The sequence below is a fragment of the Streptomyces sp. NBC_00322 genome, assembly GCF_036147535.1.
Classification (GTDB): Bacteria; Actinomycetota; Actinomycetes; order Streptomycetales; family Streptomycetaceae; genus Streptomyces.
In genome coordinates, this window is record NZ_CP108019.1 from 564,129 (window position 1) to 590,140 (window position 26,012).

Here is a 26,012-nt window from a genome sequence, read left to right on the forward strand (position 1 = left end):
GCCTCCCTGGTACTTATTCTTCCCCGGCACTGCGCACTTTGAGAGGTCTTCACCATGCCCGTGGTCAATCCCCGTTTCAGCATCCTGTCCGAGGACTTCGCCGCAGACCCCTACCGCTGCTCCGCACAGCTGAGGGAGCAGGCTCCGGTGCACTACGAGCCGGCGATCGACAGCTATTTCCTCTCCCGCTACCAGGACGTCAAGCGGGTACTTACCGACCATGAGGCGTTCACTACCGAGACACTGCAGGTGCGCGCCGAGCCGGTGATGCGCGGGCCGGTCCTCGCCCAGATGACCGGGGCCGAGCACACCGCCAAGCGAAAGATCGTCGTCCGGGGTTTCACCGGCCAGGCCCTCGAGAGCCAGATACGCGCCATCCACGCCAACGCCGCTGAACTCATGGCCCCTTTCCTTTCCCGAGGCCGGATGGACCTGGTCAACGATTTCGGCAAGCCCTTCGCCGTCCACGTGACCCTCGATGTCCTCGGTTTGGACAGAGAGGACTGGCGGCAGGTGGCCGCCTGGCACAGCGGGGTCGTCGAGTTCATCACCAGCATGACTCTCACCCCCGAGCGCCGCCGGCACTGCATGGACTGCGCGGAGCAGCTGGAGGCCTATCTCGTACCCGTCATCGAACAGCGGCGCCGCCACCCCGGCGAGGACCTGATATCGACGCTGTGCACGGCCGAGTTCGACGGCGTCGCCATGAGCAATCGCGACGTCACCGCGCTGATCATCAACGTGTTGGCTGCCGCCACCGAGCCCGCGGACAAGACCCTCGCCCTGCTCGTCAAGCACCTGATCGACCACCCCGAGCAGATGGCGCAGGTCCGCCAGGACCCGAACCTGCTGGCCGCCGCGATCGCCGAGACCCTGCGCTTCACCCCGCCGGTCCAGCTCATTCCCCGCCAGGCGGAGGAGAACGCCGTGTTCGCGGGCACCACCGTCCCGGCAGGTGCCACCGTCTTCTGCATGATCGGCGCGGCCAACCGCGACCCCGATGCCTTCACCGCCCCGGACACCTTCGACATCCACCGCCCGGACCTTGGCACCGCCCGCTCCTTCACCGCGGCCGCCCAGCACTTGGCCTTCGGTACCGGACTCCACCAGTGCGTCGGCGCGGCCTTCGCACGCGCCGAGATCGAGACCGTCGCCGCAATGCTCCTGCCCCTGCTCGACCAGGTCCGCTACAGCCCCGGCTTCCGCTACCAGGAGACCGGCCTGTACACCCGAGGCCCTGTTTCCCTGTCGCTGGACTTCACTCCGTCCACGAAGGCGGCACCGGCCACGACTGACGGCCGTCCCTGACCCAGGCCTCTCCCGGGCCGGGCCGGCGTCCTGTCCTCCGCGGCTCCAGCCGCCAGGACCAACTCCATGCCCCTCCTCACTTCAGGCGAATACAGCGATGACATCGACCGACATCACCCGAGCCATCAACGACTTGCTGTTCAACCCGGGCCTCGACCTCGCCGAAGCCCTCGACCGGCACTTCACCCCTGACTACCGCCAGCGCACCGACGGCGTGTGGAGTGACCGGACCTCCTTCGCCCAGCACATCACACGCCTCCGCTCCCTGATCCGCAGCGGCCACATAGAGGTCCACGACGAACTCCGGGACGGACTGCGCTACGCCGACCGCCACACCGTCACCCTCAGCCAGGACAACGGCCGTATCTCTCGCACCGAGGTCTACCTCTTCGCCCAGCTGGCCCCCGACGGCCGCTTCCATCGCGTCGAAGAAACCACCCTCCTGATCACCGGCCACCCCGACGACGGGAACCTCGGGCTCATCAAGTGACAGGACAGAGCCTCCGTTAGGATCTCCCCGGAGTAGCGGCCCTGGAGGGGGAATCGGCCTCCGAAGCACCGGATGCGACACCTGTTCACACCCGTGCGCGGCGCAGCCTCGACCAGCCGGAGCCGGGTGGTGCACAAGGAGCTCGGACCACTGCCGTGCGTAACTCGTGCCGGTGGCTGTCGCCGCGGGGCCCGATGGGTGTCTCCGGGCATGGCTGTCGAGTGCTGGAGCAAAGGGGATGGGAGCCGCCATGGTGTCCGTGGGAGAGAGACTGAGCAGAGCGCGCGTGCAGGCCTTCATCGGCCGGGACGAGGAACTCGGGCGCTTCGAGGAGGCTTTGGCCGGCGATCCGCAGGCACCGTTCGCGTTCTACGTGTGCGGGCCGGGCGGCATCGGGAAGTCGACGCTGCTGAGGCGTCTGGCGGACCACGCTCGTGCGGCGGGCCGGCTGCTCGTCGAACTCGACGGCCGGTTCGTCAGCCGGGACCCGGCCGATTTCGAGCACGCTGCCGGTCCTTTCCTGGATGTTCCGGGCACGGTCCTGTTCGTGGACTCCTTCGAGCACTGCCAGTGGCTGGAGAGCTGGCTGTGGCACCACTTTCTGCCTCGCGCCGCGGACGGCACCCTGGTCGTCCTGGCCGGACGGCGCGCTCCGCAACCGCAGTGGACCGCCGACCCCGCCTGGTCCCGGCTCCTGCACGTGACCGAACTGGAGCCGTTCTCCGCGGAACAGGCCGGGAGCCTGCTGGTCGCGGCGCAGATCCGGCCCGAACTGCGCGACCGGGTCCTCCGCTTCGCCGGCGGCAATCCGTTGGCCCTGTCCCTCGCGGCCGCGGCAGGATCGGCGGGCTGCTCCAGGGAGGAGATCTGGGCCCCGTCGGCGGACGTCCTGCGCACACTGTTGGCGGGGTTGATCGGTGAGGTCCCCACGGCTGCCCACCGCCGCGCCCTGGAGGTGGCCGCGCAGGCCCACTCGACGTCCGAGGAACTGCTCGCCGCCGTGCTGCCCGGGGAGGATGCCCATCTGCTCTTCTCCTGGCTGAGGGACCTGCCCTTCATGGAGTCCACGCATCGGGGGCTCCACCCGCACGACGCCGCACGCGAGACGCTGGCCGCCGACCTGCGCTGGCGTGCTCCCAACGCGTTCGAGACGATGCGCCAGCGGCTGGCGGACGAGTACCTGCGCATCCTGCGCGAGGCACCCGAGGAGCGGGTGTGGACCGTCACCGACGAGCTCTTCTACCTCTTCCGGGAGGGGGAGACCCTGGCCCGGCTACGCACCTGGTCCCGCGAGGACGAGGTGCACGACCGTCCGCTGCACCCGGAGGACATCGATGTCGTGCTGCGGATGGCCGAGGAGACCGAGGGGGCCGCCTCCGCGGAACTGGTCCGCTACTGGGCACAGCGCCAGCCGCAGGCTTTCAGCGTCTACCGTCTCGTGAGCACGGGCCGGATCGTGGCCTTCACGGCCCGACTCGCTCTGCCGGTCCCTCCCGACCCCCAGGACCTTGCCACCGATCCTGTCGTCGCGGCCGCGTGGCGGTACACCGATGCCACCGCCCCGGTGAGCCCGGGCGAACACATCGGCATAAGCCGCTTCTCGATCTACCCCGAGCGGTACCAGGTGCCCTCGCGCGTCATCGACTTGAGCAGTTCCCGGGCCCAGGCGGAGGCCGCCCGTGCCCGCGGTCGCGCCTATGGCTTCGCCGTCTACCGGGACGCCGAGACCTGGGCCGAGCGCGTCAAGGGCACTCTCAGCGACACAGGGGCGCGCCCGCGAGTAGGTGAGCACACCTACGGGCTGTTCAGCGTCGACTGGCGTCAGGTACCCGTGGAGACCTGGCTTCTCCACTTCATATCAGCCCCCGAAGTGCCGGCTCCACCCGGACCGTCGCCCATTTCGCGTACCGCGTTCGACCGGGCCGTGCGTGAGGCGCTGACGCACTGGCGCGATGCGGGAGCCTTCGCCGCCTGTGCCCTGATGCGCGCCCGTCTCGCGGCTGATTTCGGTGATCCTGTCGGGGAGTTGCGCACCCTGATGCGCCAGGCCGTCGACGACCTCGCCCATGACCCGCGCGGAGTGCGCGCCTGCGAGGCGCTGACGGCAGGCTACTTCTCCGGTGCACCCACCCAGGAGGCCGCGGCCCGCCGCCTCGGCCTTCCGTACGGCACCTACCGTCGCCACCTGCGCCAGGGCCTGGACCTGCTTTGCGAAGCCCTGTGGCAGCAGGAGCTGCACGGCCGCTGATCGCGACCGAAGCCGCACGCTTCGGCAGATGCGGGTGGACGGGTGCGGACAGCAGTGGACAGTCCCCGCCCCTGCCGGGCCTGGAAAGTGGACACCGTCCGGCACGAGCCTGTGCCCCATGAACGTTGCACGCACGCAGACGAACCAGGCAGCACGCCAAGCCCCCCGGCCGGGAGCCGTGCTCGCGGCACTCGCCGCGGCGCAGTTCACCGTCATGCTCGCCACCTCGATCGTCAATGTGGCTCTTCCGCAGATCCGCGCCGGAGTCGGGCTGTCGGACGGCGGGACCACCTGGGTGGTCAACGCCTACGGCCTGGCGTTCGGGGCACTGCTCCTGGCGGGCGGGAGGGCGGCCGACCTCCTCGGCCGCCGTCGCGTGCTGATCGCCGGGCTCGCGTTGTTCGCCGCGGCTTCGCTGGCAGCGGGACTGGCCACCGCTTCGGGCGTGCTGATCGCCGCCCGCGCCGTTCAGGGCCTTGCCGCCGCCGCCATCGCCCCGGCCGCGCTCGCCCTGACGATGGACCAGTTCCCCTCCGGCCCGGGGCGTGGCAAGGCACTGGGGGTGTGGGGGGCTGTCTCCGGCGCGGGAGGAGCGGGCGGCGTCCTGCTGGGCGGTGTGCTCACGCAGGCCTGGGGCTGGCCCTGGATCTTCCACTCGGTCGCGCTCGGGGCGGCGGTGGTCCTGGCCGCCGTGGCTGCGTTCGTGCCACGGGCGGCCGGACGGAAGGCCGGGCGGTTTGACCTGCTGGGCACAGCCACCGTCACTCTCGCCCTGACCTGCCTGGTCTGGAGCCTGACCACCGCACGCGGCGCCGGCTGGACCGACGGCCGGGTGCTGGGCGCCCTCGGGGCCGCCGCCACGCTGCTCGGGGCCTTCGCCGTGATCGAGCGCCGCCGTCCGAACGCACTGATACCACCACGTCTGTTCACCACCGGCCAGGTCGCCGCGGGCAACCTGCTGATGGCGCTGCTGGGCTCGGTGTGGATCGCCCTGTTCTTCTTCCTGCCGCTCTACCAGCAGCAGGTCCTCGGATCCAGCCCCTTGGCCACCGGAGCGGGACAACTCCCGCTCGCCGGAGCCAACATGCTCGGCGCCGCCCTGGCGCCGCACATCTCCCGGCGCATCGGGGCCCCCGCGACCGTGACCGCGTCCCTGCTCACCGAGGCCGCGGGCCTGATGTGGCTGTCCCAGATCAGCGCCCACGGCAGCTACCTCGCCAACCTCCTCGGCCCGAGCGTCCTGATCGGCCTGGGCCTCAGCATCGCCTTCGTCCAGCTCACCGCGCTCGCCGTGGACGGCGTCCCACGGGAGGACGCGGGCCTGGCCGGCGGCCTGGTGAACACCACCCGCCAGGTCGGCGGTGCCATCGGCCTCGCCGCCCTGGCCACCCTGGCCGGCTCCGTCACCGCCCACGCGTCCACCCACCAGCCCCATCTGGAAGCCCTCACCGCCGGCTACCGCACCGTCTTCACCGTCGCCGCCGCGGTCCTGGCCGCAACAGCCCTCCTCGCGCTGCTCCTCACCCGCTGCGCCGGCCCGCGGACCGCAACCTCCTCCACCGGCCCGGCCTCCGACCCCCAACCCGCCTGAGTCTCCTGAATCCGGCTGAACCGACGGATCAGCCGCGCCGCCGAAACATGTCATCCAGAGAGAGGAACCCACAGCCATGGTCACCATCGACGAGACCGCGCCCGTCATCGTCCGCCTGAGCACCGAGGTCAACGCCCAGCTCGCGACGGTGTGGGAGCTGCACACCGACATCGCGTCCTGGCCCACCTGGAACACGGACATCGACGAGGCTGAGCTCAGCGGCCCCCTGACGCCCGGCAACTCCTTCAGCTGGCGAACCCACGGCCTGGAGATCACCTCCACCGTGCGCGAACTGGTCCCCGGCGAGCGGATCGTGTGGGGCGGCCCCGCCGACGGCATCACCGGCATCCACGTGTGGACGTTCGAGCAGAACGACGACCACGTCACCGTCCGCACCGAGGAGTCCTGGAGCGGTGCCCCGGTCGAAGCCGCGGCCGACCACCTCGGCAAGGCCCTCCACGCCTCCCTGGAGAACTGGCTTTCCCACCTCAAGTCCCGTGCCGAACAAGCTGCCTGACAAAAAGCATCACATCCACTGAAAGAGGTTCCTGCCATGACTGCTGCGAAGCCCTACCTGACCGGCCACTACGCCCCCGTCGCCGACGAGGGCACCGCCACCGGACTCACCGTGGAGGGCACGCTGCCCCCGGAGCTGGACGGCCGGCTGATCCGCAACGGCCACAACCCCAAGCCCGGTGTCACCCCGACCCACTGGTTCAAGGGCAGCGGCATGGTCCACGGCATCCGCCTCCGTGAGGGCCGCGCCGAGTGGTACCGCAACCGCTGGGTGCACACCCCCGCCCTCGACGGCGCGCCCTACATGACCGAGCGCGGCCCCGACCTGACCGCCAGCGCCGCCGGCACCCACGTCATCGAGCACGCCGGACGCCTGCTCGCCCTGTGCGAGGCGAACTTCCCCTTCGAACTCACCCCGGACCTGGAGACCGTCGGCGCGTACGACTTCGACGGCAAGCTGCGCAGCGCGATGACCGCGCACCCCAAGGAGGACCCGGTCACCGGGGAGTTGCACTTCTTCGGCTCCTCGCCCTTCCCGCCGTTCCTGACGTACTACGTCGCCGACGCCAAGGGCGCGATCGTCCACAGCACCGAGGTCCCGGGAGCGACCGCCTCCCTCAAGCACGACTTCGCCCTGACCCGCCGCCATGTGGTCTTCATCGAGGGCAATGTCACCTTCGATCCGGCCGAGCACTCCGGCATCCCCTACGGCTGGAGCGACGCCCAGCCCGCCCGCATAGGCGTCATGGCGCGCGGCAACGACGGCGCCCCGCAGGTCCGCTGGTTCTCCATCGAGCCCGGCAACCTGCTGCACGTCGCCAACGCCTACGAGGACGGCCAGGGCCGGATCGTTCTGGAAGGCCCCACCGTGGACCGCGAGGGCTTCCAGCTGTCCTGGAATTGGTGGGTCGGCGCCCCCGGGCGCGGTACCGAGCCCGTCGCCCGCTCATACACCCGCCGCTGGGTGGTCGACATGGCGGCCGGTTCCGTCGACGAGCAGATCATCGACGACCTCACCGTGGAGTTCCCGACCCTCAACGAGGACTACCTGGGCTCTGAGAACCGCTACCAGTACGCCGTCTCCTTCCCCGACGAGAAGGGCTTCGGCGGCTACGGCATCGTCAAGTACGACCGCACCACCGGCGCCCGCCGCATCCACCAGGTCGGCGACGCCCGTATGCCCAGCGAAGCGGTGTTCGTCCCCGCCGCCGGAGCCACCCGCGAGGACGACGGCTACCTCCTCACCGTGGCCTCAGACCTCAAGCAGGACGCCTCCCAGCTTCTCGTCCTCGACGCCTCCGGCCTCGACCGGATCGCCACCGTCCACCTGCCCCAACGGGTAAGCGCCGGACTCCACGGCTCCTGGATCCCCGACACCGCCCTGGAAGCCACCAAGGGCTGACCCACAGCGACGACGCACCTCAGCTACACCGGCGGCGTGTTGACGCAAGGCTGACTGCCCCCGGAGCCCTAACGGGACCTGCCGACCCCCTGAAGCCGCTCGTGTGCCTCCGACGCCGCCGACTCGCGAGACGCACATCGAACAACCGCACCGCCGAAACGCCATCCCACCAAGGCGGCTGCCGGAGCCGCGAGACGCTCACGGCTCCGGCACCGCCCACAGCTCCGTAAGCATCGCCGTCCCCCCCTGGCCCCGCCTCCTCCCGGAGCACCCCGAACAACGCCTCGAACCCGCACAGGCCGAGGCACACGACCGAGGAAGTCGACATGACAAGAAACCGGAAAAGCGCCGGTTGGATCGCCGCCCTCTCCGCGCTCCTAGCCACCATCGCCGTACCGGCGCTCGCGCAGACCGAGGACGCCGACCACCGGACCCCCGCCAACGGCATCGACTGGCACGCCTGCGCCGACACCGACTTCAAGCGCATGCAGTGCGGATCGATCCAGGTACCAGTGGACTGGTCCCACCCCCACGCCGGCAGCACCCCCCTCGCCCTGGTCCGCCGCCCGGCGGATGCCCGAGCCCACCGCCAGGGCACCCTGCTCCTCAACGACGGAGCCGGCGGCTCCTCCATCGAGCAACTGCGACTGGCGATGCACATCGGCATGCCGAACTTCGCCGGCGCCATGACCCAGAAATTCGACCTGGTCGCGGTGGACCCGCGCGGAGTGGGGCACAGCGCGCCGATCCTCTGCGGCGAACCGCTCAAGCCCGCCGGAGTCAGCCACTTCCCGCAGGTCCGGGCCGCGTTCAACGCGCTCGTGTCCCACAACAGGGCCTTCGCCGAAGACTGCCTGCGCCGCAACGGCCGGCTCACCGCCCACGTCGACCTGACCAGCACCGCGCGGGACTTCGAGGCGGTCCGGATCGGGCTGGGCGAACGGCAGCTGAACTGGTACGGCATCCACTACAGCACGCTCCTCGGACGCACCTACGCCAAGCTCTACCCGGGCAGGCTGCGCACCATGGTCCTCGACACCGCCCTGGACGACACCGGCTCGCCTCTCTCGCGGGTCACCCAGGAGGCGGCCACGGCCGAGACGGCCTTCAACCGCTTCACCGCCTGGTGCGCCACGTCGAAGGACTGCGCCCTGCACGGCAAGGACGTCGCGGCCGAGTACGACGCCCTCGTCGCCCGTGCCGACCGCGATCCGATCCCGACCGGGGGCGTGGCCCACCAGCCGCTGACCGGTGAGGACATCCGCGAGGCCACCCAGGACTACCTGACCCTGTCCGGTCTGTCCTGGCCGGAGCTGGCGAAGGCCATCGTCAAGGCCCAGGGCGGCGACGCGACGGACTTCACCCTCGACCCGGACAACACTCTCGACCCGGTACAGGTACAGGTACCCGCCTGCCTCGACAGCGCCCGCCCGGTGCGGACCCTCGCCCAGCTGACCCAGCTGCGGAAGGAACTCGCCCGCGTGTCCCCGCACCTCGGCGGCGCCGTGCGCTCCTACAAGGCCATCGCGGGCTGCCTCGGCTGGCCCATCCCGGCCAAGCCCGTCAAGGCGGGCGCCCCGATCCACGGCGCACCGCCCGCACTGATCCTCCAGTCCACCCACCAGGCCCTCGCCCCCTACCGCGCGGGCGCGACCATGGCCGCCCAACTGCCCGGCAGCGTCGTACTCGGCCACGAAGGCGACGACTACAGCATGTTCCTGGTCTCCAAGTGCGTCCAGGAGGCCACCAACCGCTACCTGACCACCCGCGTGCTGCCCGCTCCTGGCACCACCTGCACCGACTGAGCTTGTCGTTTAACGTCCGGCCTGCTGAAGGGCCAGGCAGCAGCGAAGGGGTTCAGATCCAGTTGCCCCAGCCGAACGTGGCGATGTAGGCCCGTCGGACGGCGTGCCAGCCGCGGCCGCTGCCGATGCGAATCACTGCCAGGGCCAGAACGAACCAGGCCGTGAACGCACCAGCGACGATCAAGGTCCATCGAGCGCCGACAAAGCTGGCAACTACGACCAAAGCGATGACCATCACGCCCAGGCCCAAGTGGGCGGCGGGGAGATCTGAGCGCAGTGCCTCGCGCACAGATTGGCGTTCTGGACGGATATCCCGCGTGTATGCCTCAGAGTCCGAGCCGTCGCCGTTTTCTCGCTCAGAACTGTGCTCCATGGGTAGCCCCAGTTGTAGATCCAATTGCAGGTCCAGCCGGCCGCAGCAGCAGGGGCAGGGGCAGGGGCAGGGGCAGGGGCAAGCCTATGCGGGGCCTCGGTCGCGACCCACATCGGCCGTTCGCCTGGGTTTGGTGCCCACCTTGTGGTGGGCGGGGCGGCTGAACGCTTCGCCAGTGGCAAGGACTCTGCCCACGTCGTGACGGGTGGCGGGGCGGCGGTTTTTCGAGCCCGCTGGTCGGCCGGGTCCGGGACGGGAAGGTTTGGGTGCCCCGGCCGGAGAGCCGACCTTCGTGCACAGGTTTCTGAACCCTCTCCGGACGCGGGCGGGTGTTAGTTTGTTCGGCTCGGCCGGTTTCTCCCAGGGGCGCCGGAGGTCGGTGGCGAGCGGACGGGCGAGCAGGAGCTGGGCATGGGCGGCGATCACCAGCCACGTCCACCGGTCGGCTGCTTCCGAGCTGCGAAGCCGGGGCTTGGTCCACCCGAGGGTCTGCTTGGACAGGCGAAACGTGTGCTCGATGTCGAAGCGACGGAGGAAGGACTGCCGGCAGCGATCAACGTCCTCAGTGGTCGCGCCGGTGCCCGACCACCACAGCCAGACCGGCTTGTTGACCCCGCCGCTGGGCAGCTTCTCCACGACCAGGCGGATGACGGTGCCCTCGATGATGGGCAGTGGTCCTTCGTGGTCGAGCCAGGCGGCCCGGCGGGTCAGCCGCGGGTGAAGCCGGTCCCAGCCTGCGCGGTCGCTTGCCCATAGAGCCGGGTGTCCGTGGTCGTCGCGGCCGTGTTCGACGCCCCAGGTGCCGGAGTCACCGAAGACGAACTCGCCGCCGTGCTTGGGCGGTCGGCCGCCCTTGGGGTCGTAGATCCGCGGCGGCGTCGGCCGACGCATCACGCGATCCGAACGGAGCCGGCCGAGAATCTCGACAGGCAGCCCAGCCAGCAGGTGGGCGATGCGCGGGGCGTCATATCCGGCGTCCAGCACCACCAGGACCTCCGGGTCGCCCTCCTGCCACTGGCCGGCGGCCACCAGCCGCTCGACTACTTCACGAATCTGCACCGTGGTCACCGCGGCGACGTCGGCGCCGGGCTCCAGGCGGACCGCGTCCAGCACCGCCGTCCAAGAGGTGCGGCCGGTCTCCAGCGCGGCCAGCACCGAGTACGGCCAGCCTGGCACCATCTGGTGCTTGCCCTCGCCCCGGCCGAACGTGTGGCAAAAGGCCCGGTCAGCACAGGTGTTGGCGTCCGGCCGCAGCCACGGCGAGACATCCACAGCCAACACCAGCCGGCCATCCGCCGCCCTCGGCAACGGCACCCCCGCCAGCGCGCGACGCAGGCGTGCAACATCGATCCGCCCTGATTCAGCCCGCCGTACAGAGCTCCATGACCGCGACGGTGTTCGGGAGCGAGCGCGAGATCAACCAGCGTCCGCACCGGACCCTCTGTGCACAACAACGCGTCGCACAACTCGAACAACGCGTCGCCCCGCGCAGTCATGCACGCGTACAGCTCCGACGGGAAGTGTGACACTTCCGCGAACGCATCCCGCAGGACGCCCTGATGCACCAAACTCACGACCACGGCCTTCGCGTTGATCCACTCTGTGACGGAGCACAGGATCAGACGAAGGCCGCCTACATGTCCGTTGAACTGCGAAAACACTGATCAAGTTCGAGTCGCGTTCGACGCCGGACCATAAATGACAAGCTGAGAGCCTGTTCCTGATCCGAGCATGCCAAGCTGTTGTCCTGGAGCGACTGAGATCCGGGGGAGGGCGAGTCAATCCGGATACTGGGCTCCTTCAAGGTTGCCCTGCAGTTCACCCTGAGGCTGTGCTGGATTCGGTTTAGCCAGCAACTACTTAGCCAGACGGAAAATGCCCTTGCGTTTCCTCACTTAGTTCGGCCCTGCTAGATCTCCCTTGCGAGGCGCTTAGCATTCGAACTAGGCCATGTCTCCCCGATCATGAGCGGACCATGATGGCGGCGAAAGTGACCGCTGCCTGGGAGGAGTGAGCGAGGTGTGGCTGGCCGTCAGATGCTGTGATTGCCGGTTGTGAGTTCGGGTTGTGGGCTTTGCCGTAGGAGGCGGTCGCCGATGGCGTGGACGACGGCGAGGCCGATGACGAGGATGGCGATGCCTGCGAGGATTTCGAAGCCGCGGTGTTCGGCTTCGACGGCGACCTGGCCGGGGGAGGCGAGTGCGAGGACGAGGGCGAAGGTGTAGAGGCCGTACATGAGCCAGTACTTGTCGGCCTGAGTGAGAGCGGCGATGAACGCGGCGGTGGCGATGGCCGAGGTGACCCAGACGGACGGGGCGAGGATCGCCACGGGCAGGGCGCCGGCGATACCGACCGCGGTGCCGATGGCCTTGCCTTTGATCCGGTCGCGTTTTCCTGTGACGATGTACAGCGCGAGGATGAGGATCGGCTCCGGCACCCAGTAGGGCTCGGTCCACCCGAGCCCGACGCCGAGTGCGGCTCCGGCACCGAGTGCGGCGCCGAACACGAGCGCCACCACGGCGGCCACCTTGACGGGCAGGCGGTCGCCTTCGATGACGGGGGCGGTGCCGAAGCGGTGGGCGATCACGATGCCGTAGCCCACACCGAGGGCGGCCATGATGCCGGAGATCAGCGCGTCGGTGCCGGACGGCGTCGGTGCCGCGAATGTGGCAGCGAAGGCGAGCATCAGCAGCGGCGGGAGCCAGCCGAAGCCGATCCCCGCCCCCACGACGGCACCGGTCACCGCGAGGAGCGCCACCCACCACCAGTCGTAGGCGGTGAACGAGCCCAGGCCGACCGCGACCCCCGCCGCGGGGGCGAGGTACAGCATGCGACGGGTTCCGCCGAGCTTCGCCCCGACGACGCCGAGGAGCAGTCCGAGGAACACGGCCCGGGCACCCAGTTGCCCGGCGACGATCCCGGCCACCGCGACCGGCAGCACGATCGCCACCGCGACGGCGCCGAGAATGTGCAGCCACCTGCGGGCGCCCGACTGCTTGGCCGGGCCCGCTGCCGCGTCCGGCTTACCGCCGTTCGCAACGTCCCCTTGCTCAGCCTCGCCCACCGCACGACCCTTCTCGCGTCCGGGGCCGGGGCCGGTTCACTCGCCTGCCCGGCTCTGCGGTCACCCTACGCAACAGGGCGTCCCAGGCCGGCGAACGCCACTGATGCATCCGGGTGCTGGCAGGTCGCGGTCAGCGCGGTCGCAGATCGTTCATCAGGGACTCCTTGTCTGCACAGCATCTATCGTTTCGGGTGCCACGTGCCCTGCCCCGAGCCACGCCTCTCCGATCATGTGACTCGTTAGCTTGATATGACTGGTCGTGGGGATCTGACCGACGGTGAGTGGAAGCGGCTGGAGCCGCTCCTGCCGGTGAGTACCCGAGCGGTTCGGCCCGTGGAAGACCGTCCATAAGCGACACCTGCAGTGGTCGGCCGACGGAACCTGGGAACGACTTCTCCAGCAGGTCCAGGCCGTCGCGGACGCCAAGAGCACCATCGACTGGGCCATCTCGGTCGATTCCACGGTGATGCGCGCCCACCAGCACGCAGCCGGGGCCCGCACAGCCCCTCCGCCGGCGTCCTCAAAGGGGGCGGCAGTGGCGGAACACCAGATCGATCCGGCGTGGACGGGCCTGGCCGGCCACCTGGCGGAGGTGGTGCGGCAGGCGAGGCCCTGGGCCGCTCCCGCGGCGGGTTCACCACCAAGGTCCACCTGAGTGCCGACGGCAGGTGCCGCCCGCTGTCCCTGCTGGTCACACCCGGGCAGCGGGCTGACTGCACCCAGTTCGAGCCGGTCATGGACAAGATCCGCGTCCACAGGATCGGCACCGGGCGCCCGCGCACCCGACCCGACAGCGTGAGCGCCGATAAGGCGTACAGCAACCGGCGAACGCGGGCCTACCTGCGGAAACGGGGCATCCGGCATGTGATCCCGGAGAAGGCCGACCAGGCAGCAAACCGCGTCAAGCTCGGCTCGCGCGGAGGCCGCCCTCCCGGCTTCGACAAGGAGCGATACAAGAAACGCAACGTCGTCGAGCGGGCGATCAACAAGCTCAAAGGCTTCCGCGCCGTGGCTACCCGCTATGACAAACGCGGTCACGTCTTCCTTGGCACCGTCACCTTCGCAGCCATCATCATCTGGCTCCGCTCATGATCGGGGAGACATGGCCTAAGTTTGCCGCTACCTCACGGACTGACCGTCCGGAGGCGGGGGCAAGCCCGTCGCGACCGGCGGGCTATTTTCAAGCCTCTCTTCCGTCACGCCATCAGGTGGCTGTCTGTCACCCGGATTCCGGGAGAGGATCATGAAAACCGCCATTGGCAGATCAGTGTTCGCAAGCTTTGCGGCGCTCTGCTTACTCGGAGCCTTGCCGACCAGCAGCCATGCTACGGAAACCGAGAAATCTGCCAGCGATTCAGCACGGCCTGACGACTTCGACATCTATGTGGTCATGTCGAACGACGCCTACATCGAGAAGTTCGGCGCAAAGAAGGCGATAGCGGAGGGCCTGCCGGTTTCCGGGGTTACCCCTTCCGTTGCCAGCGGAACCGCTCAAGGACGCAGCACTGTTCCTGACCCGACAATACCGTGGCACCACATCTACTGGACGGCGATTGACTGGGACGGCCACGACATTCCCTCGCGTCGCGGCAACGCCGATTTCGGCGTGAAACACGCCTGTTCGAAACACAACGCCTGCGAAAAGAAGGTCATAACCGCCGCGTACAACGGGAACGCGGACCGGCATCCCAGGCCCACGCGCTACGAGTACGACGCCGTCGTCGCCACCAGCCAGGGCGGCATTCGCCTCACCGTGACGAGTGTCGCCGAACAGGGAACCTACGGGCCAGGCCCCACCGCGCCGCACACCCCCGATGGCCGCCCGATCGGCACCGTCACCGTGTTCTGCCGGGGCCAGACGGTCTGCCCCGATTGGGTCAACGACCTTTAAAAATCAGGTAACTGTGCCAGCAGGCCGAGCCACGTGTCATGCTTTACCGCATGGACAAACACTTCGCTCGAGTCCTGCTGGCACTGCGCCGTTTCATCGCTGCCCCATTGCCTGGCACCCCATACCGGATTCGCGGCCTGATCCGGATCGATAATGAGCGAATCCGGGTAAAACTGGGTGGCGAGGAAAACGCAGAGGGATTCATTTCTCTCGATCTCCCCGTCTGTCAACCCGGCAGCGATGAGCAGTTCGGCATGTGGTGGTACGTCGCCGCCTTGCGACGATTCGCGCTCCATGCTCGCGATACATCACAGGGAAACCTTGCCGGCAGAGTCATTGACGGAGTCGACTTGCTTGCGTCCGGTATTCTGCGTCCAGACGGAGAGGTCTCACCCGATGATTCGGTCGACTACATTATTGCCGATCTGGTTGGGGACCCGCTGTGGTACGAGGCCAAGGCATCCGCCTATCCGGAACTGTACGAGCTCACGGGATTCGACTTGCGCAGCCGCGACACATTGCGCGTCTACCTCCTCTACAAGGGAAGGACGATCGGTGTCGATCTGGCCACGGTGGACTCAGAGAGCGGCGCTCCCCGCAGCGTGAACTGGTGGGCTGCCACGAAGCTTGTTTCAGCCATCAACCCCGAAGACTCCACTCTCCTTGCACATGAGGAACACGGGGCCGAAGACCCGCACTGCCAGGCCGTCTACGACCTCACCAACTGGGCCTGAGAAGCCGTGTCTGAGGGCTGAATGACAAGTGAGCCGTGATTCGGTGCAACTCAGGGGCTTGTCGCTTCGGGCGGATCCGCCCGAAGCGACGACTGGGCGGAAGTCGTTGCCGGTCGTACCGTGGCGAGCACGGGCAGGGACGGGGCTGTGCGGCTGCGACTGGTCGAGGACCAGGACGCCGGGCCGCGGTTGTGCCGGGGGTGCGGTGGTGCACTGATGCCGTCGGCGAAGTCGACGGCGATGTTCTGTTCGTCGGCTTGTCGTTCGCGGCACTGGCGCCGGCTGCGGCGGACGAGGTCGAGGACCGAGGCGGTCCAAGCAGCTGGGAGGGTGAACTGTCCGGAGTGTGGTGTGAGTTGGACGGTCGGGGCGGACCGCCCAGTCTCGGCACGGTACTGCTCTCCCCGTTGTCGCAAACGGGCATGGCATCGACGGCGCACGCGGCCGGGCGGGGTGCGAGACCGCGCGCCTCGTTACGGCGGGTCCGCTCCACGCGCCGGGCCGGGACCGGAAAGGGCAACAGGATGCCGGGCAGTGGGGGGAGTCACTGCCCGGCATCCGGTCTGTGTGGCGGCCCGTTTCTCCGGATCACCGCTGTGTGGTGCTGGCGGGGACTCAGTCCTCGTTGGCCGCGGTGGGCAGCTTGGACTGGATGAGATTCATGACGGAGGAGTCCGTCAGCGTTGTGACGTCGCCCAGCTGACGGTTCTCGGCGACATCGCGCAGCAGCCGGCGCATGATCTTGCCGGAGCGGGTCTTGGGCAGCTCGGCGACCGCGAGGATGCGCTTGGGCTTCGCGATGGGGCCGAGCGTCCTGGCGACGTGGGCCCGCAGCTCGTCCACGAGCACGTCGTCCTCCGTTGCGCTGCCGCGCAGGATCACGAAGGCGACGATGGCCTGGGTAGTTGTGGTGTCGGCGGCGCCGACGACCGCCGCCTCGGCGACCTTCGGGTGCGAGACCAGTGCCGACTCCACCTCGGTGGTGGAGATGTTGTGCCCGGACACGAGCATCACGTCGTCGACGCGGCCGAGCAGCCAGATGTCGCCGTCGTCGTCCTTCTTGGCGCCGTCGCCGGCGAAGTAGCGGTTGGCGAACCGGGACCAGTAGGTCTTTATGTAGCGCTGGTCGTCGCCCCAGATCGTGCGGAGCATCGAAGGCCACGGCTCGGTCAGCACCAGGTAGCCGCCGCAACCGTCCGGCACTTCCTCGCCCTTGTCATCGACGACGGTGGCCGAGATGCCGGGCAGCGCGCGCTGGGCGGAGCCGGGCTTGGTCTCGGTGACGCCGGGCAGGGGGCTGATCATCATGGCGCCGGTCTCGGTCTGCCACCAGGTGTCCACGATCGGGCAGCGGTTGCCGCCGATGTGCTCGCGGTACCACATCCAGGCCTCCGGGTTGATCGGCTCACCGACCGACCCGAGCACCCGCAGCGAGGACAGGTCGAACTTGGCGGGGATGTCGTCTCCCCACTTCATGAAGGTACGGATCGCGGTCGGCGCCGTGTACAGGATCGTGACGCCGTACTTCTGCACGATCTCCCAGAAGCGGCCCTGGTGCGGAGTGTCGGGGGTGCCCTCGTACATCACCTGGGTCGCGCCGTTGGCGAGCGGCCCGTACGCGATGTAGGAGTGGCCGGTCACCCAGCCGACGTCGGCCGTGCACCAGTACACGTCCGTCTCCGGCTTGAGGTCGAAGACGGCGTGGTGGGTGTACGCCGCCTGGGTGAGGTAGCCGCCGGAGGTGTGCAGGATGCCCTTCGGCTTCCCGGTGGTGCCGCTGGTGTAGAGAATGAACAGCGGGTGCTCGGCCTCAAAAGCCTCGGGAGTGTGCTCGGTCGACTGGCGGGCGGTGATCTCGTGCCACCACACGTCCCTGCCGTCGGTGAAGGCCGTGTTCTGGCCGGTGCGGCGGACCACCAGTACGTGCTCGACCTGCGGGCACCTGGCGACGGCCTCGTCGACGGCAGGCTTGAGGGCGACGTCCTTGCCGCGACGGTAGCCGCCGTCGGCGGTGATGACCAGCTTGGCGTCGGCGTCCTGGATACGGGTCGCGAGCGCGTCGGCGGAGAAACCGCCGAACACCACCGAGTGGACGGCGCCGATGCGGGCGCAGGCCAGCATCGCCACGACCGCTTCGGGGATCATCGGCATGTAGACGGCGACGCGGTCGCCCTTGGTGACACCGAGCTCGGTCAACGCGTTTGCGGCGCGGCTGACTTCATCCTTGAGCTCGGCATAGGTGAGGGCGCGGCTGTCCCGGGGCTCGCCCTGGAAGTGGATGGCCACCCGGTCGCCGTTGCCCGCTTCGACATGCCGGTCGACGCAGTTGTACGCCACGTTCAGCGTGCCGTCGGCGAACCACCTGGCGAACGGTGGGTTCGACCAGTCCAGTGTCTCGGCCGGTTCGGTGGCCCAGGACAGGCGCCTGGCCTGCTCGGCCCAGAAGCCCAGCCGGTCGGCCTCGGCCTTCTCGTACACCTCCGCCTCAGCGTTGGCATGGGCGACCAGCTCGGCCGGCGGAGCGAAACGGCGCTCCTCTTTCAGCAGATTGGCCAGGCTTTCGTTACTCACTTCTCGTTCCTCATGGTCTGTTGCGGAAAATGAAACGAAGGAGGGCATCGGCAAGACACCGAAAGGGGCGGTGGGCGGGGTCAGTTCGCGCCAATGCCCGTCAGGGAACGGATCTCCAGTTCCGCGTGCTTTTCTGCGCCGCGCTCCTCGGGCCGGGACAGCACTGTGCCGAGCCACCCGAGCAGGAATCCGAGCGGAATGGAGATCAGTCCCGGGTTCTCCAGCGGGAAGAGATGGAAGTCCGCGCTCGGGAACACGGATGTCGGCTTGCCGGAGACCACCGGGGAGAAGATCACCAGAAGCAGGGAGGAAGCCAGGCCGCCGTAGATGCCCGCCAGTGCACCCATGGTGGTGAAGCGCTTCCAGAAGAGGCTGAAGACGATGGTCGGCACGTTGGCGGATGCCGCGATCGCGAAGGCCAGCGCCACCAGAGCCGCCGTGTTGAGCTTGTCCGCGAGCATGCTCAACGCCACCGCGACAGCTCCGATCGCCACCGCCGACCAGCGGGCCACCCGCACTTCCTGCTTCTCGCCGGCCCGGCCCTTACGGATGACATGGGCGTACAGGTCATGGGCGAAGGAGGCCGAGGAGGCCAGGGTCAGGCCGGCGACGACAGCGAGGATGGTCGCGAAGGCGACCGCCGAGATGACGGCGAGCAGCAGCGCTCCGGTGGTGGACGCCGGGCCGCCGCCCAGTTCCTCGGCGAGCATCAGCGCGGCCGTCGTGCCGGCCGGGTTGGATGCCTTGATCGCTTCGGGGCCGATCAGTGCCGCCGCGCCGAAACCAAGCGCGATGGTCATCAGGTAGAAGATGCCGATGACCGCGATGGCCCAGTTCACCGAGGTGCGCGCGGCTCGTGCGGTGGGCACGGTGTAGAAGCGGACCAGGATGTGTGGCAGGCCGGCTGTGCCCAGGACGAGAGCGAGGCCGAGGCTGATGAAGTCGAGCCGGGTGAGTGAGCTGATGCCGTACTTCAGTCCTGGTTCGAGGAAGGCGTCGCCCTTGCCGCTGGATTCGGCCGCCGAACCGAGCAGCGCGGAGAGGTTCCAGCCGAAGCGGTTCATCACCAGTACGGTCAGCAGCAGCGCGCCGGCCATGAGCAGGCCCGCCTTGATGATCTGCACCCAGGTGGTGCCCTTCATCCCGCCCATCGTGACGTAGAAGATCATCAGAGCGCCGACGCCCAGGATGATCCCTTTCTTGGCGTCGTCGCCGGAGACCCCGAGCAGCAGCGCGACCAGCGAGCCCGCGCCGACCATCTGGGCCAGCAGGTACACGATGGAGACCACGATGGTGGAGATACCGGCGGCGGTACGGACGGGACGCTGCCGCATCCGGAACGCGAGGATGTCCGCCATGGTGAACCGGCCGCTGTTGCGCAGCGGTTCGGCCACGAGCAGCAGGGCCACGAGCCAGGCGACCAGGAATCCGACCGAGTAGAGGAAGCCGTCGTAGCCGAAGAGGGCGATGGATCCGGTGATGCCGAGGAAGGAGGCCGCAGACATGTAGTCGCCTGAGATGGCGAGACCGTTCTGGAAGCCGCTGAACGACCGTCCTCCGGCGTAGAAGTCGGTGGCGCTCCTGTTGTTTCTGCCGACCCAGACGGTAATGCCCAGGGTGATGGCGACGAAGAGCAGGAACAACACGATGATCATTGTGCGGTTCTGCGAGGCGCCGGCCGCGGCGAGCGTGCCGGTCCCGAGGAGTGCGGTGCCGTTCACACCTCACCTCGCGCGGGGGCGAGAGGGTCGATGGCCGGCTGAGCGGCGAACCGCAGGGAATCGGCGAGCGGGTCGAGGTGCTTCTTCGCGTGACGGGTGTAGAGCCAGGCGATGAGGAAGGTGGAGGCGAACTGCACCAGGCCCAGCAGCAGGGCGACGTTCACATTCCCCATGGCCTTGGTCGCCACCAGGTGCGGTGCATAGGTGCACAGGACGACGTAGGACACATAGAAGAGCAGAAACGCGCCGGTCATCGAGAAGCTGAAACGCCGGAAGCGGCTGCGGAGTTCGGCGAAGCTCTCGGTGTCGCGTATGTCCGCGTACTGCGGCTTCTGGAGCGTTTCGGGCGGGCTGGACATGGATCTCCGTACGTACTGGTGAGGTTGGGGAACGATGAACGCCCGGCGAGTGCGCGGGGCGAAGCTCTTCACGGCCGGTGCCGGAGGCTTGCGACGTCGGCGCGCACCGAGGGTCGGTCTGATCTCATCAGCGGCCGACTGGATACGGCCAGCGTTACGCACCGTAAGGTCTAGATCTTTCGGTGAGGGTGCCGGTTCTTTCGGTAGGTCCACCAGCGCGGCGGTGCAAGAATCTGTCAGCGGCATCCGAGCCACGGGAGCCGCGAAGGGGGAAACGCGATACTCATGCAGTACGCAGCGCATGCGGCCGCCATGTCCGGGCAGGGGGCGGGGGTCCCGGGTGCACCTCCCGGCCCGTCCGGCACGATCCCCGAACTCATCGGCCGGGAGGCCGAACTCGCGGAGCTGCGGTCCCTGTTCGGGATCGGCAACACTCCCGCGGTCACGGATCGTGACCACGTGTTCGTCCTTGTACGGGGCGGCTTCGGCAGTGGGAAGAGCGCACTCCTGCGCGCCCTGCTCGATGAGGCGCGGGCCGACGACAGGGCCGTGCTCGACTCCTGGGCCGATCCCGGTGACAGCCGAACCGACCACGCCGTGCTGCGGCAACTGCTCGAATCAGCCCCGCCCGCCCCCTCCGTTCGGCCCTCCGGCGAACCGCCCGAGGACGGCGCGTATCACCGGAGCCTGGACACGGTGGTCGCCCGGCTTGCCGCCGGCGCGCGCCGACCGCTGATCTGCGTGGACGACCTGCAGTGGGCGGACGCGGCCTCGCTCCGCCTGCTCCGACGGCTGATGCGCCGCGCCGACGGCTCACCGCCCGCCGTCATCGCCTCGCTCGGCCCCGGCGAGTCACCCGACGAGGATGCGCTCGGCGCCGTCCTGCCTCTCTTCCGCGACCACGTCAGCCTTGCCCCATTCGCCCCGCACGCGACAGGAGCACTGCTCGCCCGGACCCTCGGGCACGACGCCGACCAGGCATTCCTCAATACATGCCAACAGGCCACGGACGGCAACCACTTGCTGCTCCGTTCCGTCCTCGGCGCCCTGGCCGCCACACCGCCGCAACCGGGGCCCGATACCGCCGGCGGTGAGCGGACCGTGTCCGTCGCCCTCGGCGCGCTGCTGCCCGAACTCGCGCCCGCCGTCCGCTCGTTGCTCCGCGGAACCGGAGCCCACAGCGAAGCCGTGGCCGGCGCGGTGGCGGTCCTCGGGTCCCCAAGGCCGGTGGAACTGATCGCCGAAGTCGCCTCAGTGCCGCAGCCCGCCACTGAGGACGCCGTGCACACCCTCGTACGTGCCGGGCTCCTGCACCAGTACGAGCAGGGCGTGGGCATCGCCGCCTCGCTGCTCTCGGACGCCGTTGAACAGTTCGTACCGCCCAGTCGGCGCCAGGAACTCCACGCCGGCGCCGCCCGTTTCCTGCTCGGCCGCGTCGCCGCGCCCGAGCAGGTCGCCCACCATCTGCTGCACTGCGCTCCCGGGCAGCCGTTTGCGCCCGAAGTACTACGCCGAGCGGCGGCCGAGGCGAGCGACGCCGGTGCGCACGACCGGGCCGCCCTCTATCTGCGACGCGCCCTGCGTGAACCACAGACGGAGGAGGAGCGCGCGGCGGTTCTCTGCCTGCTGGGCGAGGCGGAGCTCGAATCCAGCGTCCCGACCGCCATAGACGAACTGCGCCGCAGCCTCCAGCTCAGCATGGGCCCCAGCGAACAGACATCGGCCGCCCGCCGGCTGGCAGGCGCGCTGTTCGCCGTCGACCGGTATCTCGACGCCCTGGACGTCCTGGAACGTACCAGCGCCGCCATACGCCCGGTCGACCCCGCGTACGCGCTGCGCCTGGAGATCGACTTCCTCTTCATCAGCCTGGTCGAGCTCGCCTCGGCCGCCCGTGCCTATCCGCGGCTGATGGACCTGGCCATGACGGACGCGTCCGGAACCGCCGTCGAACGTCCCCTGGCCGCGCTGCTCAGCCTGCGTGGAGCGATGGTGGGAGAGGACGCGGAGGAGGTGGTCCGGCTGGCCCGCATTGCGCTGGCACACGGATTGGCGCCGGCAGACGACGAGTCGGTGGTCTACCACTGCGCGATGCTCGCACTCGGTGCCGCCGGCCGACCCGACCTCGCACACGATTACGCAGAGGCGGCCATCGACGAGGCGCGGGCCCGGGGCGCGGTCTTCCAGTACGCGCATGCCGTCGCCATGCGAGGCAACGCCAACGCGCGGCTGGGCCGCACGTTGGAGTGCGAGGCCGACGCCGAAGCCGCCCTGGAGGCGCTGCTGGAAGTCGGGGTGCCGCTCGGGTCCAGCCACACGGTGTTCGCCGTCGCGACCCTCATCGAGTCGCTGACCCGGCAGGGCCGCGTCGAGGAGGCACAGTCCCTGCTGGAGCGCAGCGGCATGGACGGGCAGCTCCATCCGTACTGGATCAACGACTATCCGCTGCTCGCGCGGGGCTGGTTGCGCGTTGAGCAGGGCCGACTGGAGGAGGGCCTCGCCGACTTCCTGGCCTGCGGTGCCCGCACGGTGGCCCGCAACATGCCCGCCCCCGGCTTCTACCCCTGGCGGTCCGAGGCAGCGCTGGTGCACGTGCGGCTTGGCCACGCCGAGGAGGCCGTGCGTCTCGCCGAGGAGGAGGTGGCGCTCGCCCGGCGCTGGGGCGTCCCGGAGATGACGGCTGTCGCGCTGCGCGCCCTGGGAATCGTCACCGGCGGGCCGGAGGGCCTTCAGAAGCTCGACGAAGCGGTACGCGCGCTGGAGACGTCATTTGCCCGCTTCCGGTACGCGCAGGCGCTGGCCGACCGCGGGGCCCTTGCCATGCGCTGCAGCAGGATCCCGGAGGCCCGTGCAGACCTCCAGGAGGCGGTCAGTGTCGCCCATGCGTGCAATGCCGGTGTGGTCGCGCAGGGCGCGCTGCGGGAGCTGCGCGCCCTCGGCGACCGGCCCCGTACCCGCACCTTCCAGGGTGTGGACGCGCTCACCCCGACCGAACGCAGGGTCGCCGATCTCGCTGCGGGTGGCATGACCAACCGGGAGATCGCCCAGCATCTCTTCGTCGGCCTGCGGACCGTGGAGATCCATCTCACCCATGTCTACGGCAAGCTGGGCATCAAGGGCCGTCAGGGACTGGCGGAGACGCTGCGCTGAACATCTCGCCCTCCTCGCCCTTCTCGCCCGTCGAGTGATGCGTTCGCGCGCGAGTGGTGACCCAGTGGATGATCGCCCACGGTGCCGCGAGGACGACGGTCGCGGCGACAAGTGCCGGTCCACCGCCGACGGTGGAGACGGCCCAGATGATGACTCCGGTCACCGCCGTGAGAACTCCGGCGGAGACCAGGACGAGGCCGCGAACCAGCTTTCCTGCCGAGCGATGGGGCGTGCTGCTGGTGTTCACTCGCGGGTGCCGGGTGCGGTGCGGTGGAGGACGGCCGAGTCCCAGGAGTCGAATTCCTTGTCGTCGAGAGGCGATTGGCACTCGCCCGAGTGCTCGACGGCCGGAGTCGTCTCGGCATATATGTTGCGGTGGACGGAAATGTAGAGGCTGCACAGGCTGAGCAACAGGGCGCAGGAGAGAACGACGATGACGGCGCTGTTGCCCCGTCGGTCGGCACGATCGGGCACCGCGTGCGGCCAAAGTGCCTGCGGTGGCGCCGATCCAGTCGCGGTGACCGGCGCGTCGGCGGGTCCAGGCGATGTGCTGTGCGTTACCGGCGGGTGCTCTGCGGTTGCGCGTTGTGGGGTGTGCGGCATGGTGCTCTTCTCGTCGTGCGGGGTGAAGGGCCTGTAGGGCTGCCCGTCGCCGCAGGGCTCTCCCCGGTGTTGGGGCGCCTGCCTGGTTCGATCCCACCAGCGGGCACAGAGCCATGGCCAGCGTTACGGACCGTAAGACCTAGATCTTTCGGGCAAGGGTCCGGGCCTTTCGGTGGGGCCACTCGGCAGCAAATGCTTTGGTCGACGCCGGGGTTGTCGGGGAGCAGCCTCAAGGACGCCCGCGTCGGGCTGCGGACGCAGGGCATCGAGGGTGATGCGCACCCTGCTCGTTGCCGATGTGCGGAACGAGATCCGGTCAGGGCGTACACGACCCGGAAATGTGGGCACGCGCCATTGACAGCTCCTGACCCTGCCCACTTCACTCTGTTTCGCATAGAACAAAGTATTGCGCATCACGCAACGACAGGGAGTCTGGTGCACATGACTACTGCTCACCCGCGCAACCGCAAGGCCCTCGCCCTGAAAGCCGCCGCCGTGCTGCTCGCCGGGTCATCGATCGTCGCCGTCGCACAGACCGGCCAGGCCTCTCCCCCGCCCGGCCACGGCAAGCACCACTCAGAACTCCCATCGTGGCCGAAGGCTCAGGGCGACCGCCTGGAACGGCTCATCGACAAGCACGCGGGTCGCGGGGAGTACGCCGTCTTTGACGCCGACAACACCATCTGGCGCTATGACCTCGAGGAGGCCCTTCTGCCCTACCTCGAGATGAAGGGCGTGTTGACCCCGGCCAAGGTCGACCCGTCGCTGAAGCTCCAGCCGTTCCGGCAGGACGAGAGCCTCTACTCCTACTACTCGCGGCTCTGCGAGATCGACGACAAAGTGTGCTACCCCTGGATCGCTCAGGTGTTCTCCGGGCTGACCCTGAGCGAGCTCAAGAAGCACGTCGACGACCTCTACGCCTACGACAAGCCGATCCCGGTGCGCTACTACGATGGCGACAAGGTCGTCGACAGCACGGTCAATCCACCTCGCATCTACCCCGCCCAGCGAGAGCTGATCAACGAGCTCACGAAGCGGAACATCACCGTCTACGTCATGACGGCCGCGCACGAGGAACTCGCCCGCATGGTGGTCTCGGATCCAAAGTACGGCCTGGGTATCGACCCCAAGAACGTGATTGGTGTCACCACCCTGCTCAAGGATCCGAAGACCGGCCAACTGACCACCGCCCGCAAGCAGATCGAGCAGGGGCACTTCCTCGACGGCGAGTACACCAAGGACAAGCACATGAGCATGGAGGTCACGCCCTACCTGTGGACTCCGGGTACCTGGTACGTCGGCAAGCTGGCGGGCATCAAGGAGTACATCGACCACTACGAGCGCCCGGTGCTCGTAGCGGGAGACGCGCCCAGCGACTGGTTCATGCTCTTCGACACCGACATCCGTGCCGGTGGTGCGCGCGTATGGGTCAACCGCAAGCAGAAGTACACCGACGCGCTGGAGGCGGAGAAGACCAAGCGCGCGGCCGAGCAGAAAGAAGCCGGCGTACCGGTCGACGCGGAGCGCGACTGGGTCGTGGTGAAGCCCGGGGAAATCGGCGGATGACCCCTGGATGGTTCACCAAGCGGCGCCGTCGCCATGGTGCCCCCAATCACTGAAGATCGCCGAGGTACCGCCGCCTCCTTCGGGCCCTGCCTGAGATGGGTCGCACAGGGGCGGCGGGTCGGCATCCCGGGGGCGCCGACCCGTCGGCTGCAGCCTCTCGTGTCGGTTACGTCGCGCCTTACGCGGCGTACCTCCGTGCGCACTCCAGGACACCCGGCTCCAGCAACTGGCCGAGGCCCAGGGCCTGCTGGGCGCAGGCCACGAGGGTCGTCTCTGCTGTCATCACACCTCCGGGGTGATTGACAATGACGGTGTCGGGGTCGAGCCGGGGCAATGTCTCGAGCGCCAACGAGCAGATGTCCGCGAGTACCTCTGAGGACGGGTCGTCCATCTTCATGTCCATGTGGTCCGCAAACCCCGCCTTGGGCTGGACGTTCATGACCCAGAGGAGGGTGAACAGCGCGACCTGCGCGACTAGGGCCTGACGGTGCGCTTCGCGTCCGATTGCCGTCAGCCACTTCCAGGGCCGGTCGACGCCGCTGTCGCCCGTCCGCATCTGCGCCAGAGTTGCTTCCTGCAGGCTCAGAGCCCCCGGCGGCCTCGGCGATCGCGAGCGCCCCCAT

At 68.7% G+C, this 26,012-nt stretch carries 19 protein-coding genes and 2 pseudogenes; 12 read left to right on the plus strand and 9 right to left on the minus strand.

All coding sequences use genetic code 11. The annotated features are described in order from the left end of the window. Positions 1 to 54: 54 nt before the first annotated feature. The 7 genes from OG905_RS02515 to OG905_RS02545 all read left to right on the plus strand — a co-directional run bounded on the left by OG905_RS02515 (position 55) and on the right by OG905_RS02545 (position 9,360). Positions 55 to 1,308: a cytochrome P450, cyclodipeptide synthase-associated gene (locus OG905_RS02515; RefSeq protein WP_328665932.1), complete on the plus strand. Its 1,254-nt coding sequence runs from the start codon at positions 55 to 57 to the stop codon at positions 1,306 to 1,308. A gap of 97 nt (positions 1,309 to 1,405) precedes the next feature. Next, positions 1,406 to 1,798 (plus strand): nuclear transport factor 2 family protein, encoded by a 393-nt coding sequence (locus OG905_RS02520; RefSeq protein ID WP_328665933.1) that lies wholly within the window; start codon positions 1,406 to 1,408, stop codon positions 1,796 to 1,798. Positions 1,799 to 2,057: 259 nt separating this feature from the next. After that, positions 2,058 to 4,046, plus strand: coding sequence for an ATP-binding protein (locus OG905_RS02525; protein WP_328665934.1), 1,989 nt, complete (start codon positions 2,058 to 2,060; stop codon positions 4,044 to 4,046). Positions 4,047 to 4,164: 118 nt separating this feature from the next. Continuing rightward, the gene (locus OG905_RS02530) at positions 4,165 to 5,637 is read left to right on the plus strand and encodes an MFS transporter (RefSeq protein WP_328665935.1); all 1,473 of its coding nucleotides are present in this window, start codon (positions 4,165 to 4,167) and stop codon (positions 5,635 to 5,637) included. A gap of 76 nt (positions 5,638 to 5,713) precedes the next feature. Further along, positions 5,714 to 6,154 (plus strand): SRPBCC family protein, encoded by a 441-nt coding sequence (locus OG905_RS02535; RefSeq protein ID WP_328665936.1) that lies wholly within the window; start codon positions 5,714 to 5,716, stop codon positions 6,152 to 6,154. 36 nt (positions 6,155 to 6,190) lie between these two features. Next, the gene (locus tag OG905_RS02540; protein WP_328665937.1) at positions 6,191 to 7,555 is read left to right on the plus strand and encodes a carotenoid oxygenase family protein; all 1,365 of its coding nucleotides are present in this window, start codon (positions 6,191 to 6,193) and stop codon (positions 7,553 to 7,555) included. A gap of 326 nt (positions 7,556 to 7,881) precedes the next feature. Next, a complete protein-coding gene (locus OG905_RS02545) occupies positions 7,882 to 9,360 on the plus strand; it encodes an alpha/beta fold hydrolase (protein WP_328665938.1) in 1,479 nt (492 codons plus the stop codon). A 52-nt stretch (positions 9,361 to 9,412) separates the two neighbouring features. Here the strand turns inward: OG905_RS02545 and OG905_RS02550 are convergent, their stop codons facing one another. The 3 genes and pseudogenes from OG905_RS02550 to OG905_RS02560 all read right to left on the minus strand — a co-directional run bounded on the left by OG905_RS02550 (position 9,413) and on the right by OG905_RS02560 (position 12,797). Beyond that, the gene (locus OG905_RS02550) at positions 9,413 to 9,733 is read right to left on the minus strand and encodes a hypothetical protein (protein WP_328665939.1); all 321 of its coding nucleotides are present in this window, start codon (positions 9,731 to 9,733) and stop codon (positions 9,413 to 9,415) included. Positions 9,734 to 9,817: 84 nt separating this feature from the next. Next, positions 9,818 to 11,229: pseudogene (locus OG905_RS02555) on the minus strand (NF041680 family putative transposase). Positions 11,230 to 11,765: 536 nt separating this feature from the next. After that, positions 11,766 to 12,797, minus strand: coding sequence for an FUSC family protein (locus tag OG905_RS02560; RefSeq protein ID WP_328665683.1), 1,032 nt, complete (start codon positions 12,795 to 12,797; stop codon positions 11,766 to 11,768). Between the two features lie 249 nt (positions 12,798 to 13,046). Between OG905_RS02560 and OG905_RS02565 the strand changes: the two are divergent. From OG905_RS02565 to OG905_RS02575, 3 genes and pseudogenes are all read left to right on the plus strand, one after another. Further along, positions 13,047 to 13,889 (plus strand): annotated as a pseudogene (locus tag OG905_RS02565) (IS5 family transposase). 151 nt (positions 13,890 to 14,040) lie between these two features. Further along, positions 14,041 to 14,688 (plus strand): hypothetical protein, encoded by a 648-nt coding sequence (locus OG905_RS02570; RefSeq protein ID WP_328665940.1) that lies wholly within the window; start codon positions 14,041 to 14,043, stop codon positions 14,686 to 14,688. 50 nt (positions 14,689 to 14,738) lie between these two features. Then, positions 14,739 to 15,422 carry a hypothetical protein gene (locus tag OG905_RS02575; protein ID WP_328665941.1) on the plus strand — a complete coding sequence of 228 codons (684 nt, stop codon included), beginning with the start codon at positions 14,739 to 14,741 and terminating at the stop codon, positions 15,420 to 15,422. A gap of 615 nt (positions 15,423 to 16,037) precedes the next feature. Here OG905_RS02575 and acs read toward each other — a convergent pair. From acs to OG905_RS02590, 3 genes are all read right to left on the minus strand, one after another. After that, a complete protein-coding gene (gene acs, locus OG905_RS02580) occupies positions 16,038 to 17,993 on the minus strand; it encodes an acetate--CoA ligase (RefSeq protein WP_328665942.1) in 1,956 nt (651 codons plus the stop codon). Between the two features lie 80 nt (positions 17,994 to 18,073). Continuing rightward, the gene (locus tag OG905_RS02585) at positions 18,074 to 19,648 is read right to left on the minus strand and encodes a solute symporter family protein (protein ID WP_328681996.1); all 1,575 of its coding nucleotides are present in this window, start codon (positions 19,646 to 19,648) and stop codon (positions 18,074 to 18,076) included. 62 nt (positions 19,649 to 19,710) lie between these two features. Further along, the gene (locus tag OG905_RS02590) at positions 19,711 to 20,073 is read right to left on the minus strand and encodes a DUF485 domain-containing protein (protein WP_328665943.1); all 363 of its coding nucleotides are present in this window, start codon (positions 20,071 to 20,073) and stop codon (positions 19,711 to 19,713) included. 285 nt (positions 20,074 to 20,358) lie between these two features. Between OG905_RS02590 and OG905_RS02595 the strand changes: the two genes are divergently transcribed. Then, the gene (locus OG905_RS02595) at positions 20,359 to 23,220 is read left to right on the plus strand and encodes a helix-turn-helix transcriptional regulator (protein WP_328665944.1); all 2,862 of its coding nucleotides are present in this window, start codon (positions 20,359 to 20,361) and stop codon (positions 23,218 to 23,220) included. Here the strand turns inward: OG905_RS02595 and OG905_RS02600 are convergent. Continuing rightward, positions 23,183 to 23,467, minus strand: coding sequence for a hypothetical protein (locus tag OG905_RS02600; protein ID WP_328665945.1), 285 nt, complete (start codon positions 23,465 to 23,467; stop codon positions 23,183 to 23,185). The genes OG905_RS02595 and OG905_RS02600 overlap by 38 nt on opposite strands. Continuing rightward, positions 23,464 to 23,694: a hypothetical protein gene (locus OG905_RS02605; protein WP_328665946.1), complete on the minus strand. Its 231-nt coding sequence runs from the start codon at positions 23,692 to 23,694 to the stop codon at positions 23,464 to 23,466. Before OG905_RS02605 ends, OG905_RS02600 begins: the two co-directional genes overlap by 4 nt. A gap of 570 nt (positions 23,695 to 24,264) precedes the next feature. Between OG905_RS02605 and OG905_RS02610 the strand changes: the two genes are divergently transcribed. Continuing rightward, positions 24,265 to 25,389 (plus strand): haloacid dehalogenase-like hydrolase, encoded by a 1,125-nt coding sequence (locus OG905_RS02610; RefSeq protein ID WP_328665947.1) that lies wholly within the window; start codon positions 24,265 to 24,267, stop codon positions 25,387 to 25,389. Positions 25,390 to 25,567: 178 nt separating this feature from the next. Here OG905_RS02610 and OG905_RS02615 read toward each other — a convergent pair whose 3' ends face one another. After that, the gene (locus OG905_RS02615) at positions 25,568 to 25,945 is read right to left on the minus strand and encodes a hypothetical protein (protein ID WP_328665948.1); all 378 of its coding nucleotides are present in this window, start codon (positions 25,943 to 25,945) and stop codon (positions 25,568 to 25,570) included. Positions 25,946 to 26,012: the final 67 nt, after the last annotated feature.